At 70.9% G+C, this 14849-nt stretch carries 16 protein-coding genes; 9 read left to right on the top strand and 7 right to left on the bottom strand.

Annotation, left to right across the window (positions count from 1 at the left end; translation table 11 throughout):
* Nucleotides 1-4: 4 nt before the first annotated feature.
* Both CG747_RS50525 and CG747_RS50520 read right to left on the bottom strand, forming a co-directional pair.
* The gene (locus CG747_RS50525; RefSeq protein ID WP_257981192.1) at nucleotides 5-430 is read right to left on the bottom strand and encodes a hypothetical protein; all 426 of its coding nucleotides are present in this window, start codon (nucleotides 428-430) and stop codon (nucleotides 5-7) included.
* 7 nt (nucleotides 431-437) lie between these two features.
* A complete protein-coding gene (locus CG747_RS50520; RefSeq protein ID WP_257981191.1) occupies nucleotides 438-833 on the bottom strand; it encodes a hypothetical protein in 396 nt (131 codons plus the stop codon).
* A gap of 437 nt (nucleotides 834-1270) precedes the next feature.
* Between CG747_RS50520 and CG747_RS47690 the strand changes: the two genes are divergently transcribed.
* A complete protein-coding gene (locus CG747_RS47690) occupies nucleotides 1271-1780 on the top strand; it encodes a hypothetical protein (protein ID WP_146022282.1) in 510 nt (169 codons plus the stop codon).
* 72 nt (nucleotides 1781-1852) lie between these two features.
* Here the strand turns inward: CG747_RS47690 and CG747_RS44640 are convergent, their stop codons facing one another.
* The 5 genes from CG747_RS44640 to CG747_RS44620 form a co-directional block, all read right to left on the bottom strand.
* Nucleotides 1853-2113, bottom strand: a complete 261-nt coding sequence (locus CG747_RS44640; RefSeq protein ID WP_100607611.1) for a hypothetical protein — start codon at nucleotides 2111-2113, stop codon at nucleotides 1853-1855.
* The gene (locus CG747_RS44635) at nucleotides 2110-2469 is read right to left on the bottom strand and encodes a DUF6247 family protein (protein WP_219621644.1); all 360 of its coding nucleotides are present in this window, start codon (nucleotides 2467-2469) and stop codon (nucleotides 2110-2112) included. The genes CG747_RS44640 and CG747_RS44635 overlap by 4 nt, the downstream gene beginning before the upstream one ends.
* Nucleotides 2470-3082: 613 nt before the next feature.
* Complete coding sequence (locus tag CG747_RS44630; protein WP_100607610.1) at nucleotides 3083-3979, bottom strand: hypothetical protein; 897 nt, start codon at nucleotides 3977-3979, stop codon at nucleotides 3083-3085.
* Between the two features lie 91 nt (nucleotides 3980-4070).
* On the bottom strand, nucleotides 4071-4268 hold the full coding sequence (locus CG747_RS44625) for a hypothetical protein (RefSeq protein ID WP_257981190.1): 198 nt from the start codon (nucleotides 4266-4268) through the stop codon (nucleotides 4071-4073).
* A 434-nt stretch (nucleotides 4269-4702) separates the two neighbouring features.
* Nucleotides 4703-4990 (bottom strand): TetR family transcriptional regulator, encoded by a 288-nt coding sequence (locus CG747_RS44620; protein ID WP_100607609.1) that lies wholly within the window; start codon nucleotides 4988-4990, stop codon nucleotides 4703-4705.
* Nucleotides 4991-5522: 532 nt separating this feature from the next.
* Here CG747_RS44620 and CG747_RS44615 point away from each other — a divergent pair.
* The 8 genes from CG747_RS44615 to CG747_RS49010 all read left to right on the top strand — a co-directional run bounded on the left by CG747_RS44615 (nucleotide 5523) and on the right by CG747_RS49010 (nucleotide 14823).
* Nucleotides 5523-6371 (top strand): hypothetical protein, encoded by an 849-nt coding sequence (locus tag CG747_RS44615; protein WP_100607608.1) that lies wholly within the window; start codon nucleotides 5523-5525, stop codon nucleotides 6369-6371.
* 142 nt (nucleotides 6372-6513) lie between these two features.
* Nucleotides 6514-6762, top strand: a complete 249-nt coding sequence (locus tag CG747_RS44610) for a hypothetical protein (RefSeq protein WP_146022281.1) — start codon at nucleotides 6514-6516, stop codon at nucleotides 6760-6762.
* Between the two features lie 154 nt (nucleotides 6763-6916).
* Nucleotides 6917-7930 (top strand): conjugal transfer protein, encoded by a 1014-nt coding sequence (locus tag CG747_RS44605; RefSeq protein WP_257981189.1) that lies wholly within the window; start codon nucleotides 6917-6919, stop codon nucleotides 7928-7930.
* A gap of 15 nt (nucleotides 7931-7945) precedes the next feature.
* Complete coding sequence (locus tag CG747_RS44600) at nucleotides 7946-8251, top strand: hypothetical protein (RefSeq protein ID WP_100607606.1); 306 nt, start codon at nucleotides 7946-7948, stop codon at nucleotides 8249-8251.
* Entirely contained in the window at nucleotides 8248-8865 is a 618-nt protein-coding gene (locus CG747_RS44595) for a hypothetical protein (protein ID WP_100607605.1), read from the top strand. Before CG747_RS44600 ends, CG747_RS44595 begins: the two co-directional genes overlap by 4 nt.
* A complete protein-coding gene (locus CG747_RS44590; RefSeq protein WP_100607604.1) occupies nucleotides 8865-11396 on the top strand; it encodes an ATP-binding protein in 2532 nt (843 codons plus the stop codon). The genes CG747_RS44595 and CG747_RS44590 overlap by 1 nt, the downstream gene beginning before the upstream one ends.
* Complete coding sequence (locus CG747_RS44585; RefSeq protein ID WP_100607603.1) at nucleotides 11393-13855, top strand: hypothetical protein; 2463 nt, start codon at nucleotides 11393-11395, stop codon at nucleotides 13853-13855. The genes CG747_RS44590 and CG747_RS44585 overlap by 4 nt, the downstream gene beginning before the upstream one ends.
* Nucleotides 13852-14823, top strand: a complete 972-nt coding sequence (locus CG747_RS49010; RefSeq protein WP_219621643.1) for an NlpC/P60 family protein — start codon at nucleotides 13852-13854, stop codon at nucleotides 14821-14823. The genes CG747_RS44585 and CG747_RS49010 overlap by 4 nt, the downstream gene beginning before the upstream one ends.
* Nucleotides 14824-14849 lie beyond the last annotated feature (26 nt).

Here is a 14849-nt window from a genome sequence, read left to right as displayed (position 1 = left end):
CTCGTCATGCCCAGGAAGAACGCGACACTGTGCCGATCGGCAGCCGGCTCGGCCGGGCACCCGTGAAGAGCCGAGACCGCCACGAGCACGGTGTTGGAGCGTCAGCCGCTGCGGCGCAGGAGCGCGAGGACGGTTGCGTCGTCGCGGCCGCGTCCTCGTCGGCAGCAGCGACCAGCGCCTCCGCAAACGCCTGCGGATCATCCTGGTGCGCGCGGCACAGTTCCTCCGCCGTCTCCTGGTCCACCTGATCCGAGAGCCCGTCCGAGACGAGCAGCACCAGGCGGATCTCCTCGGGGATCTCGACCTGGCGGCAGGTGGCGGCGCCAGCCTGTGCCAACCCCAGGCGTGCCCAGTTGTCCTGGGTCTCCGCAACCTCGGCAGGCACCAATTCGATGGTCTTGCCGCCATTCCACCGCAGCCACTGGCCCATCGTCTGGTCAGTGGTCCACCGGGTGAGCGCGGCCCCGTTCCAACTGTAGGCGCGGCGGTCCCCGATCCAGTGCACGTTCGTCGGCCAGCCCGGCTCCATGCAGGCGTAGACGGCGCTGGCGTGCGGCGGGACGTCGTAGGCGTGCGCCATCTGCCCGGCCCGCGGTCAGCCCGGCCAGGCCGCCCATGACCATGCCGGTGTGGGTGATCACCGCCGGTGCGATGGCGGCGTACGCGACGACCGCCTCGTGATGGCCAGCCCCGTCGACCACCGCAGCGCACACCCGGTCCCCGTGCCGCTGGACGTGCCGACCGTCCGCACGCGGCGGCTCCGTGCCAGGCCGGCACGCCACCCCGACCACGACCGCTTCGCCCTGCGCGGCCTGCTCGATCTTCTTGGCCATCGACCCATCTCCTTCACGGTTGTGAGACCGGGCCTCGCCGGCCCCTGCCTACGGCGCCGTCGGCGAAAGGTGCATCGCAATGAGCACTACTTGGCGAATGTGAGGCTGCTGTGACAGGTGGGGCACACCGTGTAGGCGAACCTCCACGATGGGTGCGCCTGCGCGCGAAAGGGCCCGCCGGTGGCCGCCGCGCGGCATAGTGCAGGGGTGACTACACCCCGCCGCCGTCTGGGCGCCGGCTTCATCGCCGATGCCGCCGCCCCATCGCCGCCGTCAGCAAGCTGGGCGTCCGCTCGTCCGCGCGCTGGTCGTTTCGTCCGCGGGGTGGACGCGTTGGGTATGCAGCAGGGGCGTTGCGGCGAGGTCGACGACGATGCCCGGTTCAGCGCAGAAGCCGCAGCACCTTCCAACGACTCATCCTGACAAGGCCGAAATCGATGAAGACGATGTCCGATGCTGTCGAGGCGGTCCTCGAAGCCGCTGCTCGACTGGCTCCCTCGCCTGGATACATCAATGGCGACCACTACGACGAGTGGTACGTCGCGGCAACCCCGGTCCTCTTGGTGGCCCTGGCCGAGCTGGCGCGTTGCCGGGACGACCGCGAACTGGCCGACAAACTCGACCTGCTCTCGGGCCCCCTGTGCATGGAACCCTTGGACGCCGTGCTGCCCACCAACAGCATGCCGAAGCGGTGGTGCTTCAACCCGGTTGCGACTGCGGGCGCGCCGTGCGAACTGCACAAACCAGAGCGCGCCGCAGACCTCGGGCGCTGCACCTGGGCAGGGGGTGCAGAGCGGATCTGCCGCAGTACGCCCAACCCAGGGGACGACCGCTGTGAGGAGCACGCCGCGTTCTGCCGAGCGATTAAGACCGACGGTGCAGTCTGCAACCGACACAACTGCAGCGTGCCCAAGCACCGGCGGGCAGCAGTTTCCGCCACGCACTGAAGTCTGATGGCGCCGAGCTGTGAACTCCTCTCCCCCGCAGTTGCAATGCCGGGGCGAGGAGCGGCTGCGGGGCTACCCGATCCAGGTGATGTCCAGGACGGACAGGTGCAGGGTGAGACGGTTGATCACATAGACGACGGAGAGCTGCCCGATGGCCGCGGCGCGGACGTCCTCACCCTCCGGATCACTGGCGTTCCACTGGGGCCAGCCCCACGGTGAGCGCCCCGCGATGTTCAGGATGTCGCGGACGGTCTCCTGGGCCGGCTCGGGGAGTTGGTTGAGCGTCTTCGCGGCCTGTGGGGACAGGCGTACCGCCCACGGTTCACCGGTCACCGGCGGGTGCCGAGGATGTCGTCGAGGTCCACGAAGTCGGTCTCGTCGCGGCCGGAGTCCAGGTAGGCGTCAACGGCCGGGGCCGCGGCGAGGCGCAGTTGCCAGGTGCGGACGACGTCGTGCAGCGGGGTGAGGCTGTAGGTGTCGCGAGAGGTTGCCAGAGCAGTGGCCCAGTCCCGCTCGAAGGCCGGCACCCAGGTGTCGGCGCGGCGGTCGTCGCGCAGTTGGGCAAGGAGTTGGGCGGCGGCGGCCGGGGCCGGCGGGGCAGGGGCTTGTTCGGGCTGCGCACTCATCGGCACCTCCTGGCGGGTCGTGTGGCCACCGTACGCGCAGCGCGGGGCGGCGGAGACGGACATGGGGTGATCCTTCCCTTGCTGGTGAGCGTCACTCGCCTCCCGCGGTCCGCAACGCGACGTCGGTAGGCCCGCTGATGGCACGCCGCGTCGCAGTACGCAGAATCCGCACGCCCAGCCGTCACGGGGCGGCCGCAGCTGCCGCACGGCATGCTCGACCCCCGGCCACCGTTACGTTTGCGCGTGAGGGATGTCCGGCATGCCCGCGAACGTCACCCCCCCCCCGCAGCAACTTCTCCGCCCGACGCACCACCACCAGCCCGCAAGCCAGACACGGCTCCGGAGCAAGAACCTCTCCACGACCTGCCATGTCGATCCACCACGCCTTGCTCGTCTGCCGAGCCGCCATCGGACGCGTCCGGCCAGTAAACGGATCCGGGGAGCCCTTGAGGTAGCAGTCCTTGCAGATCAAGAAGGTGCCGAAGACCGTCCGCCGCCCCCGCTTCACCGTCCCGGCGACAAGGTACGCCGTCCCCGCGGACAGATCGGCGGCGCACATCCTGCACGGACGAGAAACCTCACACGTAGTCATAACGCGCTCAAGGACCAGCACGCCCAGCCGTAACGGCTCCGGGGCTTCCGCGGCGGGGCGTGATGGTCGCCGATTCGCGCAGGGCTACCGGGTCGGCAGGTCGTGGTGGGCGACCTGCTGCAGGACGTAGAGCATCCGGTCGGCGCGGCCGGGCGGCAGGGGACGGACTTGGCGGCCGTCAGGGGTGAACTCGCCGCGCCAGACGGTCGCCAGGGGCTCCAGCTCACGCACCCGCTCGTACGGCACCGGCCAAGCGACCTGCTGCGAGGTGAGCCCGGCGGCGAGGTCGGCGAGATCGTCGTGGTTCCAGATCAGCACCGTGCGCGTGGACAGGACTGCCGAGAGCTGTTCGACGTCAGCCTGCGGGTCGAGCGCACCGCGAGGGACGCCCTGCGCCCGCGCGGAGACCAGACGCAGCAGCGGGTTGGCCAGGACGGTGCCGTTCGTGTCCAGGACGGTGATGCGGGCGGCGGACGGGGCGCGGCGGGTGCCGGCGGGGGTGTGGCCGCGGTCGGTGTAGTCGACGTGCAACACGACCAGGGGCTGCGCCGCGGAGGAGAGCAGGGCGCAGGCGGTGTCGATCGCGCCGTGGCGTTCGCCGGCGGCTTCGGCTTGGCGGTTGCGCAGGTTGAGGATGTGCCGGCAGGCCGAGCACAGGGGGCCGTGGGTGTCCGAGGTGCTCGGGGCGCGGTCCGGGCGGGCCCCGCAGTCCGCGCACACTCGTGCCTCGGGGGCGCAACGGCGGCGGGCGGCCGCCAGTTGCGCGGCCGTGGCGGTGGTCGGCGTCGACTCGTCGATGCGGTAGAGGGTGAAGGTCGCGCGCCGGCCGGCTCCGTCGCGGGCCTTGACGGTGGCGGCCGGCAGGCCGGGGCGGCGCGGCAGGTCCATGGTCTTCAGCTGGGTCTCGGTGGCGTAGATGCCGTCCGGGACGTCCCGCCAGGATGTGAAGTGCGGCCGGGGCGGTGTGGTGGTCGGTGACACGGTTTCCTCCCAGTTGCGTTACGGCTGCTGTGCGGGTTGTGCGGTGCGGCTGGTTGCCCGGTTGCCGGCGGGCCGGCCGAGCGTGGCGTGGTTAGGCGGCCCAGCCGACGGAGGAGACGTAGGTGTAGGCGTCCCAGTCGGTGCCGAGGCCGCCTTGGATGATCTCGTCCCAGATCGCTTCGAGTTCACTCGCGTCGTGCGCGATCCAGGCGTCGACGGCCCGATCCCAGATCAGACCGCGGACGTTGATCGAACGGGTTTCGACGTCACGGCGGTGGCGGGGGTCCACCTCGACTGGTCGGCGGGATCGACTTCGATGCGGGTACCGCGACCACCGTTGATGAAGCGCCGCTTGAGGACGGCACCGCGCTGGCCGACGGACTGCTGTCCGCCATGGCCAAGACTTCAGCTCTCCCCGGTACTCACGTCCTGGTCCTTCACGGCACCGGACTGCAGTGGTGCCGTGCAGCGATGGACAGCACCGGTGAAGAACTCGCCCCTTAAGGGCGCCGGGCCGACTTGTCTGGCTCTGCTGCCGGTCAGGCAGATGTTCCGCCTCCCGCGCCCCAGCGCCGCGCGGTCCCGAACGAAGAGAAAGGACCTCTTCCTCCTCTGAGGAAGAGGTGTCAGTGACGCGCACCACTTACCCCTGCGCCCTGACCTGCGCGAAAGCGGCTGCGGCTCACAGGCGCCTGGTACGCAGGGTGGTACTCACGGTGGCACCTACCGTGGAACGCACGGTGGTCCGCACGGCGGAACGCACGGTGGCACCGCGCGGCTGGAGCCCGTGGGCGGCTCGGCTGCCTGCGCGTGGATCTGGCCGAGCAGATCGCGGTGGCGGTACAGGAAAGTTCGGTCGACGCCCGCACGCCGGGCGATCGCCGCGACGCTGACCGCAGAGCCGTCCTTCGCGGCCTCGGCCAGGGCGGCGAGGACCCGGTTGCGACGTCGGCCGGTGTCGGCTCGTCGGCCGTCCAGCATCGCCTGGATGGCGGGGCGGGTCGGGGTCACGCGGGTCGCTCCGGTCGTAGGTCGGGCAGGGGTTGGGGGATGCGCTTGCCGCCGGTGGGGTAAGCGGTCACGCCTGCCCGGGTAAGCGGTGGCCCCACCGTGCTGACCGGCGGGTACCCGAGGATCCCCCGAAGCGGCCGGGTTGGCCATAAGCGCCGATCGGCCGCCGTGCTGGTGGCCGATCGGCCACTCCGGCCATCGGCCACCGGCGTGCGTTGGCACCGCCACGGCTGACTGGCCGTCGACCATCTGCAGGCGTCCACCACGACGTCCACGTCCGTGAGGGAGCAGCAGCACGGATCACGACCCGCCTGGCCGCTGACGGACGTCGTGAGCGGCGGGCGGCGGAACGCGAGGCGGGCCTCGCGCTCTGGGCGGGTGCTCGCGGTTACCCCGTGCCGGACGACGGTTAGCCCACTGCTTACCCGAGCGCTTACCCCAAATGACCTGCCTCTTTCCCCTTTTGGGACAAGCACTTTGGTAAGGGGCGCTGAGCAGAGTTCACGGCAGTTCGATCCGGAAGGAGCCTGCCGTGAGCGCAGAACCGACGTTGATCACGCGTCTGAACACCGAGTGGGAGTGGCTGTGTGCTGCGCACGGCAACGCCGATCGGGTCCGGTCCTGGATGCTCTCCGCCGGCGTGCTCAATGCGGATCAGGCCCCTGCGGCGCTCGACGAGTTGTGCGTGGTGCTGCGGGAGCGGGCTGACCGTGACGGGGCAGCGGTCAGCGATGCCTGGATGGGTGTCCTGCTGCAGCGGGTGGGCGCCGGCGACGAGCGGAATGCCGCGCTCGCCGCCCGCGTCCTGGTCCAGGCGATGCTCCCCTGCGCCCAGCGGATGATGCGCCGGTCACTGCGGGACGGCGAGTGCGGTGAGGACGTCGCGCAGTTGGTGGTCGCCTCCTTGTGGGAGGTGGTGCTCACCTACCCGATCGCACGCCGGCCCCGGAAGGTCGCGACGGGTCTTCGGCTGGAGCTGTGGCACCGGGTCTCCCGCGAGCTCACGCGGGAGCTGGCGTCCTCCGAGCAACTGGACGAGGAACTGCTGGCGGCCTGTCCCGGCGATGCCGACCCTTCGCTTGCCGCCGAGGCAGCACTGCTGGCACGGGCCGCGGCGGAGGCCGGACTGCGGCCGACGGCGGCCGGGGAGTTGGAGGGCGCCCGCGGCGAACTGGTCGAGATCTTGATGTGGGCGCTGGAGCGCGAGGTGCTCACCTCGCAGGCGGCAGCGGGCATCTGCGATCACTACCGCGAGGGCGCGCCGCAGGATGCCGAGGCCGCAGCGGCGCTGGGTGTCAGTCCGGTGGCCTTGCGGCGTAGGCGCAGCCGGGCGGTGGCGCGGCTGCGCGAGGTGGTGCCGCAGTGGGTGGAGGCGGCGTGAGTGCGCGCCGGAACTTCTTTGGTGGCGGGTGTCACATCAGGGCCGATCCGGCTCCCCTCTCTGTGGTGTGCGGGGATTTCGCGCACCGAGCACAGCGGAGGGAGCCGTGGTGACGGAGGGGTTGGGAAACGTGGGAGACGCGGTGGAGCTGAGGGATGAGGAGCTACGGCTGGTGGCGATCCGCCGGCGGGCTACGCAGTTGGCGGTCGCATTGGTGAGGGAGCCGTTCTCGGTCGACACCGATGCGCAGCTGCGGTCGTACGTGGAGCAGGACGCCGACGAGGCCCAGGTGCTCGTGCGGGAGGTACTGGCACTTCCGCCGGCACGGCTGCGCGAGCGGATCGCCGAGCTGACCCGGTCCACGACCGTCCGGGGCGAGGTAACGGCGTGAAGGCGACGGTCGGCTCTGCGGGCTACGGCAAGAGCCAGGCCCTGAAGACGGCAGTCATGAACCAGGTGGCGGCCAGTCGCCGCGACGGTCGGCGCATTTGGTTTCTGGACCCGATGAGTACCTGGGGGCATCTGCTCCGGAAGGGGCCGCGGTCATGAAGTGGCGCCGTAAGGAAAAGCAGACGCCGCCGGTGGGGGAGTCCGCCCAGCCGGACACCGGGTGGGCCACCACGTCGATGTCGACGGGTGCCATGGCGAACTGGACGGCCGTGGTGCGATGGGGTGCCTGGGGTCTGCTGCTGACGGGGCCGCTGCTCGGCGGTTTGGCGCTGTCCTCCACCCCCCAGCCCGTGGCCGTACCCACGCGGGACGAGGCGCCGCGGGCGCAGCCGGCGTCGTCGGATGCGGTGGCACCGGCCGGGTTTGCCGAGGTGTACGTCGCCGCGTACGTGAAGGCCGGCGACAGTGACGCGGACGCGCAGGAGCTCGCGGCGTTCTACCCGGCGGCGCGTTCGATGTCGTGGTCGGGCGAGGGCGGGTCGGAGCGCACGGAGTCGGCGTCGGCGGTGCAGGTGCGGCAGGTCTCGGCCGGCTACTGGTCGGTGACCGTCGCCGCACGCATCACCGGTTCGTCGAAGAACAGCGGCCGTGTCCGGTACTTCCAGGTCCCGGTCCGGGCCACCGGCGGCCAAGGAGCCTCGGGTTGGACGGCGGCGGCGCTGCCTGCCGAGGTCGCGGCCCCGACCGGTTCCAAGGGCGTGGCTCCTGAGCTGGCGTACGGGTCGGCGCACGCGCCGCTGGATTCGGATCCGGCGGTGCAGACGGTCCGCGGGTTCCTGGCGGCGTACCTGACGGGCCGGGGCGAGTTGGATCGCTACCTCTCCCCCGGTACGGCGCTGCACGCGGTGCGGCCGGCGCCGTACACGGCGGTGAGCGTGACGCAGATGGCCGAGCACGGCCAGGGGCCGGCCGAAGGGGCCGAGGGTCAGGTCCCGCCCGATGGTGTCCAGCGCCGGCTGCTGGTCGACGTCGAGGGCGACGGCAAGTACACGGGCGGGCGGCCGATGACGTACGCGATCGAGCTGCGCGCCCGGGACGGCCGGTGGGAGGTCGCCGCGCTCGAAGCCGCGCCTGCCCTGGCGACGTCCTCCAACTCCTCAGATTCTTAAGGAAAGGCACGGCTCATGAACGGACTCGTGCAGATGGCAGGAGCCATCTCCGACGCGAACGCCCTGGTCTCACAGCTCAAGAACTTCTTTCTCGTGGGCGTGCTGGGGCTGATGTACGTCGTCTCCATCGCCTACGTGTGGGGCCAGACCAAGAGCGTGCTGAAGGCGGGCGTCGCGGCCATCGGTGGTGCGGTGGTCCTGGCCATCGTCGTCAACATGACCTCGGTGCGGGACAAGATCGGCGAGGACCTCAAGAGCCCCGCGAGCAATGCGGCTCCGGCTGTGGTCCGCATCGCCCCGCTGGACGGCGGCCGGCGATGAGCACCACCGCTCAGCCCGAGCCGCTGATCGGTCGGTGCTTCACCAAGGCTCGCCGGCACACCCTGGTGGTGGGGCACTGGCCCGGCGGTGGCCGCATCTGGGGCGGCCCGTACACGGTCCCGCAGATCATCGTCGCCGCGGCGACCTTCGCGGTGGCTTTCCTCACCCGCGGGCTGTGGGCGCACCACGGTCTGGTCGACGTCCTGCCGCTGATCGGCGTGCCCTATGGCCTGGCGGTGATCGTGGGGCGAGTCCATGTCGATGGCCGCAATCCGCTGTCGGTTGCCGGCAGCGTGCTCGGCCTGGCAGCGAGCGGCGGCTCGGGCCGGATGGACGGCCGACCCGTACGCCAGCGTCGAAGCAGCGCGGTGGTGGGCGTCTGCACCCTCACCTGGCAGCCGCCGAACGAACCCGGTCGCGCGGCCGCACCACTGACGCGGGCCCATTCCTTGGGGCGCCCGGCTTCCGCACCGGCCGTCCCGGCGGACAAGCCGGTCGCCGACCGGGTCGCGGCCGACGCCTCCGTGGTGCGGGTGGCGTCCGGCGTCGGCGCGCTGCTCGCGGCACGGGCCGCGAACACGACGAACACGAACGAACAGGGGCAGGGGCTGTGATGCGCATTCCCGTACGGCACATCGCCGGCAACGTCATCTGGACCCGTCACGGCACCTGCTGGGCGTTGTGGCGGGTGGAGGGTAGCGGTCACGCGCAGTCCTCCCGCACCATCAAGGAACGCCGGCTGCGCGCTGTGGAGTCTTTGGTCAAGCAGCTGCGCGGCGAGGCGATGCTGCTGTCGCTGTGCCCGCAGGTCGATCCGGCCGAGGTAGTGCGGCGCATGACTGACGGCGTCGACCTGGTCGCGAGCGAGCGCTATGCGCAGCTGGCGACGCGGGTGTGGGACCAGTTGGAGCGATTGGAGCTGACCAGCCGCGCGGACTGGCTGGCTGTCCCGCTTCCGGCCGGCAGCAAGAAGCAGGTGGCCGGCATGGTGATCGATGCGGCCCGCGCGGAAATGGCTCAGCAACTGGGCCTGCTTCCCGCACCGGTCAGCGCCCGCGAGGAAGTGCGCCGCATGCGGCAGGCGCAGGAACTCGCTGCGACCTGGCCCTCGACCGTGGCGCTGCGGCCCGCGAACGAGGCCGAGGTCCTGTGGGTCTACGGGCACAGCGCGCGGCGCGGAGTGCTGGAACCCCTCCTGCCCGACCCGGAGCAGCGCGCCGGGCGAGGCCGCGGCCGCGGCGCAGCAGCGCTGGGGCAGGTGGTCCTGGCCGAAGGTGCTCTCGCCTCCGACGGCGGCGACGATGCCGACGCGCACCGGGGTCGGTTCGGGCGGCGCTGGCTGCAGGTGAGTACAGAGTGGGGCGAGTCCTACCAGACAATCTTGGCGCTGTCGGAGATGCCCGAGCGGTTCGTCTTCCCGGGCAGCGAGTACCTGGCGAGCTTGGATGAGTTCGCCTTTCCCGTGGATTGGGCGATGCGCATCAAGGTCACGCCCGGCGATGTCGCTGAGGCCAAGGCCCGTCGGCAGGCACGCGAGTTGGCGGGCCAGGCCGGGGAGTATGAGGGCGAGACGGCCGGTGTCCCCTCAAGGGTGCTGGACGCCGCGGACGGGATGGACGAATACCGCACCGCCATCACCAGCTCGAAGACCGAGGTTGAGGTCCAGGCGATGGGTGCGCTGTGCGTCTGGGGCGCCACCCCGGCCGAGGCCGAGGCCCGCGCCGCCGACCTGCAAACGCACTTCGCCGGCAACGACTACACCTTTACCCGCCCCCTCGGTGAACAGGAGAACCTCTGGTACGGGATGCTTCCGGGCGCCCGTACGCCGAAGGTCATGGCCTCCTACGCGCAGGTGCTCCTCGCTCGGGACTTCGCCATGGCCGGTGCGTTCGCCGGCAGCGCGCTCGGCGACGCCAAGGGCCCGCTGTACGGGCTGCAGTTGGCCGGCGGTGGCACCCGGCCCGTGCTGACCGACTGGTCACTGGGCCCGCGCAAGTCCGCGAGCGCGTCCGCGGCGTTCATCGGTGAGCTCGGCGGAGGCAAGAGCGTCGCGATGAAGACCGCCGTCTACGCCATCCTCGCCGCGGGCCGCAAGGTTGGTCGCCTTGGGAGCCGGGGTCGGGCGGTCATCGTCGATCGCACCCCGCAGCAGGAGTGGGTCCGCTTCGCCAGGGCGTGCCCTGGCACCACCCAGGTCATCACGATCGACGACCAAGCCCAGGTCTCCCTCGATCCGCTGCGCACGATCCGCGACGCTGGCCAGGCGCAGCGCCGTACGGAGTCGTTCCTGACGCTGCTGCTGGGCATCGGCCCCATGAGCGACCAGGGCATCGCGCTGTCGGAGGCGATCGAGGCAACACTGGCCGGGCCGACACCGTCCATGGCAGCGCTGGTGGGCGAACTGCAGGCACGGGGCAAGCGCGATGCGACCTCAAACGCCGTAGCGCGCAAGATGGCCGCGGTTGCCCGCAAGGACTTGGCCCGCACCATCTTCGACCCCACGCTGCCGGTGGTGGACACATCGAAGGCCGACGCGATCGCCTTCGCCACCGCCAACCTGGCACTCCCCAAGGAACACGAGCTGGCAGCCGACCGGCTGGCGACGCTTGAGTTCGAGAAGACTTTCGGCCGGGCGGCGCTGTACCTCATCGCGGCGCTGTGCCGGGAAATTTGCTTCGCCAACCCCCGCGAGTTCTGCGTGGCGGTGTGGGACGAGTGCTGGTGGCTGACCTCCTCCCCCGAGGGCATGGCACTGCTCCTGGAGCTGGTCCGCGACGGCCGCAAGCACAACGCCGGCTGCCTCGTCGGCAGCCACGACGGCGAGGACATTGGCCCGGAGGCATCCGCCACCGGGCAGGTCATCCGCGGACTCTTTCCCAGGAAGTACCTGTTCCGGCAGACCGACGTCGCCCTCGCCAAGCGCGGCCTCGCCTTCCTCGACCTCGACCCCGACGATGCGGACCTGGTCGAGCTGGTCACCACCGGCCTGTCCCCCATGGACGTGTCCGACGAGGTCCGGGCGCAGCGGGCCGGTGAGTGCCTGCACCGCGACCTGTACGGCCGGATCGGCGGGATGCAGGTCGTCATCCCGGCCGACCCCGAGGTGGAGGCCGCCATTCACTCCGACCCGGCGCTCGCGGCATGAGGTGGCTGCGCCTGGCCGGGCAGACGGCGTGGATAGGGCGGCGGGGAGCCTGGCGGCTGGTGCTGGTGCTGTGCGCTGCGGCCGTTCTCACCACGGCGATGGCGGCGCACGCGGCTGCGGCCCCCGAGCCCAAGCGCTCCGTATCGACATCGACCAGTGCGCAGCCTTCCCCCTCCGGCTCCACGACGCCCGGATCGCCGGACCAGAAGCTGGCGCCGGACGGGCGTGCGGGCGTGGCCTATGCGGACACCGAGCAGGGCAAGGCGGCCGCGAAGAAGGCGCAGCGGGAGGCGAAGGAGTCGCTGCGCAAGTTGCTGCACCGGATGGGCGTCGGCAAGGACGACCTCCTGGACTCCTTCCATGTCACCGATGAGAACGGCATCCCTGTCAGTGCCTTCAAGGTGGACTCCGAGAGCGGCGAGTGGTCCGACTGGGACCTGAAGGTCGAGGAGTGGCTGACCAGCCTGCTGTTCATGTGGACCAAGTGGCTGGCGGCCTTCGCCTGCTGGCTGCTCACCTGGGCCCTCGGCTTCAAGCTGGCTTCGCTGCTCCTCAAGCCGGCCCTGGCGGTATCGGACTCCCTCTACAACAGCGTCCTGGTTCAGCTCGGCTTGCCCGGCCTGTTCCTCGCCTTCAGCGGCACTGTTGCGGCGTGGCACTTCTTCTTCGGTGACCGCTCCCGCGGCTGGGGTGAACTCACCGCGTCCCTGCTGATCTCCGCGCTCGCGGTCACCAGCCTCGCCTCGCCGCCCCAGACGCTGCTCGGCGCCGAAGGCGCGGTGGGCAAGGCGCGTGATCTGGGGGTCGCCGTGGCTGCCATTGTCATGGGCCGCGAGGACCCCACCGGAGGTTCGACTGACGCGGTGGCCGGCATCACCACTCCGATCACCGACGAACTCGTCAACGCGTTCGTGGTGCAGCCCTCCCAGGTGCTCACCTACGGCCAGACGTTCACCGACGACACCAAGGACAAGTGCGCGTCGCAGTTCACGTCCTCCCGCATCACGACAGCGTTCATCAACCAGCAGGTCGCCCAGCAGATCAAGGCCATCAAGGACATGCCGGGTGCCGGAGACATCCTCCTGCCCGGAGTCGGCGGCAAGATCGACGACGTCGTCAAGGACAAGGCCGCGCAGTGGGGCGTGGACACCTTCGGGCCGACCAAGCCCGACGCCAAGTTCGAGAAGGCGTGCGTCAGCGGCAACGCCAAGGAGGCGAAGAAAGCCTCCATGGACAAGCTCGCCGGAGCGTTGTTCATGCTCCTGGCAGCGCTGCTGGTCTGCGTGCTCATCATCGCTCTCGCCGGCGGCTACCTGGCCGCTCAGGTATGGCTCGCCGCCGAGGCGATGCTGCTGCGCTGCGCGCTGATCGCCGGCACGTTGCCGGGGCCCGGCCGCGCGTGGCTGTGGTCGCGTGGCGCCGCGATTGCCCGCGGCCTGGCCCTGCTTGTCGGCCTCGTGTTGGGGCTCGGGGTGTTCGTCGTCGCGGTCACCGCCGTGGTCTCCGCGCCTGCGAAGGACGTCCCTGGTGGCGTCGTCGTCCGCTTCGTCACCGTCGACATCCTGTGTGTGGGCGCGATCATCTTCCGCAAGCGCCTGGTCCGCAAGTCGCAGCAGATGGCTGCCCGGCTCAAGGCCCGCGTCGGAGCCTCCAAACTCGGTGGCGCGGCCGGCCCGTCCGACCTCGGCTCCAGTGGCGGCCGTCGCGGCACCCTGGGCAAGGTCGGCGGAGCCGCACTGATGCTCGGCCTGATGGCCGCTACCGGCGGCGCGGCCGGGGCGGTCGGAGGTGGCCTGGGTCGGGCTGGCAGTGCTCGCGCGCTCACCGGGCGCATGGCCAAGGGCGCGGGGAGTCTCGCTCGTGGCGCTGAGAGGACGGCGCGTGCTGGCGCTCGAACTGGCATGTGGGCTGGGCGCTTCGGGCTGAAGGGGACTGTGGGGCTGCCCGTTTACGGGCCACGGGCCGCACGGCGCACGGCGGCCGCGGTGCAGGCCGTGCCCGGTCAGGTCACCGCCGCGGCCACCCAGCTCAAGGACCACCTCGATGCCGCGCGGCATGTGTATGAGCCGCAGGTGCGGGATTTCGCCGACGAGTATTGGCGCGGCATCGGTGGTCGATGGATCAGCAATCGCGTCCGTGCGCGCCGCGGCCTGCCGCCGCTGCCCTCACGTCCTGCGGGCCGATCGGCCCGCGCGGCCGCCGGCCCGGTGGGGCGCCCTGCGCCGGGCCGGCCGTTCAACCCGACGCCTGGTGCGGCGCCGCGGCGTAGTCGTCGGCCGCAGATGGTGCCGCAGCGGCCGCTGACCCCGCCGGCATCCAGTCAGCAGGCAAGTCTGCAGCAGCGCCTGCACCGCATCCGCACCCGCGCCGCCGCGGCCAACCGGCCCCTCCCCCCGCCCGCACCGCCGCGCCGCCAACCCCCGCCGCCCCGGCCCACACGGCCCAGGAGGCGTCCGTGAAGAAGCCCGCCATCGCTGCTGGCGTCGGGATCGGCACAGCAGCGTTCGCGCTGGTCGGCGTGTTGGTGCTGTTCATCGCCGCTGTCGCCAACGGAGTCGCCGGCCACCAGGAAGAGCAGGACACCGTCGGGTCTCAGATATCGATGCAGGGCCGCCAGGTCGGCGACATCCCCCCGAAGATGCTGGCCCTCTACCGGCAGGCGGCGCCGGCCACCTGCCGCGGGTTGGACTGGTCGGTGCTCGCGGCTATCGGCAAGGTCGAGACCGATCACGCCCGCCACCCCACCATGCGCTCGTCCGCGGGCGCGGTCGGGCCGATGCAGTTCCTGCCGGCCACGTTCACCGGGTACGCGTACCCGGTCCCGCCCGGCGGCGCCAACCCGCCGACGCCCTGGGACGCGACCGACGCGGTGTGGGCCGCGGCGCGGATGCTGTGCGCCAACGGCGCGAAGACCGGCACTAACAGCGGGCTGTACAAGGCGATCTACTCGTACAACCACGCCGATTGGTATGTGCAAAAGGTCCTCGACCAGGCGAAGTCGTACGCGGCCGTGCAGCCCAGTGGGACCGACTCGGACACTGCCCTTGCCTCGAACGCGATCGTCCAGGCCGCGTACTCCCAACTCGGCGTCCCCTACGTGTGGGGCGGCGGCACCATCAACGGGCAATCCGGCGGCGGCTTCGACTGCTCCGGGTTGACCTCGTACGCGGTCTATCAAGGAACCGGCCACAAGGTGGCGTTGCCGCGCACCTCACAGGAGCAGCGGCACGTCGGGACATCCGTCCCGCGCGAGGAGATGCGGCCGGGCGACCTCATTGTCTTCAACAGGCACAACTGGGGACACGTGGGGATCTACGCGGGCGGGAACCGCATGATCGACACCCCCAAACCCGGCAAATCGGTTGAGGTCATCAGTCTCGCCGGGTACTGGGAGCAGTACGCATGGGACATCCGCCGCGTCGGATGAGGAGCTTGTAGATTCTCATTGGAGAT

This window comes from Streptomyces sp. CB02959 (genome assembly GCF_002803155.1).
Classification (GTDB): Bacteria; Actinomycetota; Actinomycetes; order Streptomycetales; family Streptomycetaceae; genus Streptomyces.
Note: the sequence above shows the minus strand (reverse complement) of the source record. Positions and strands in the feature narration are given on the sequence as shown.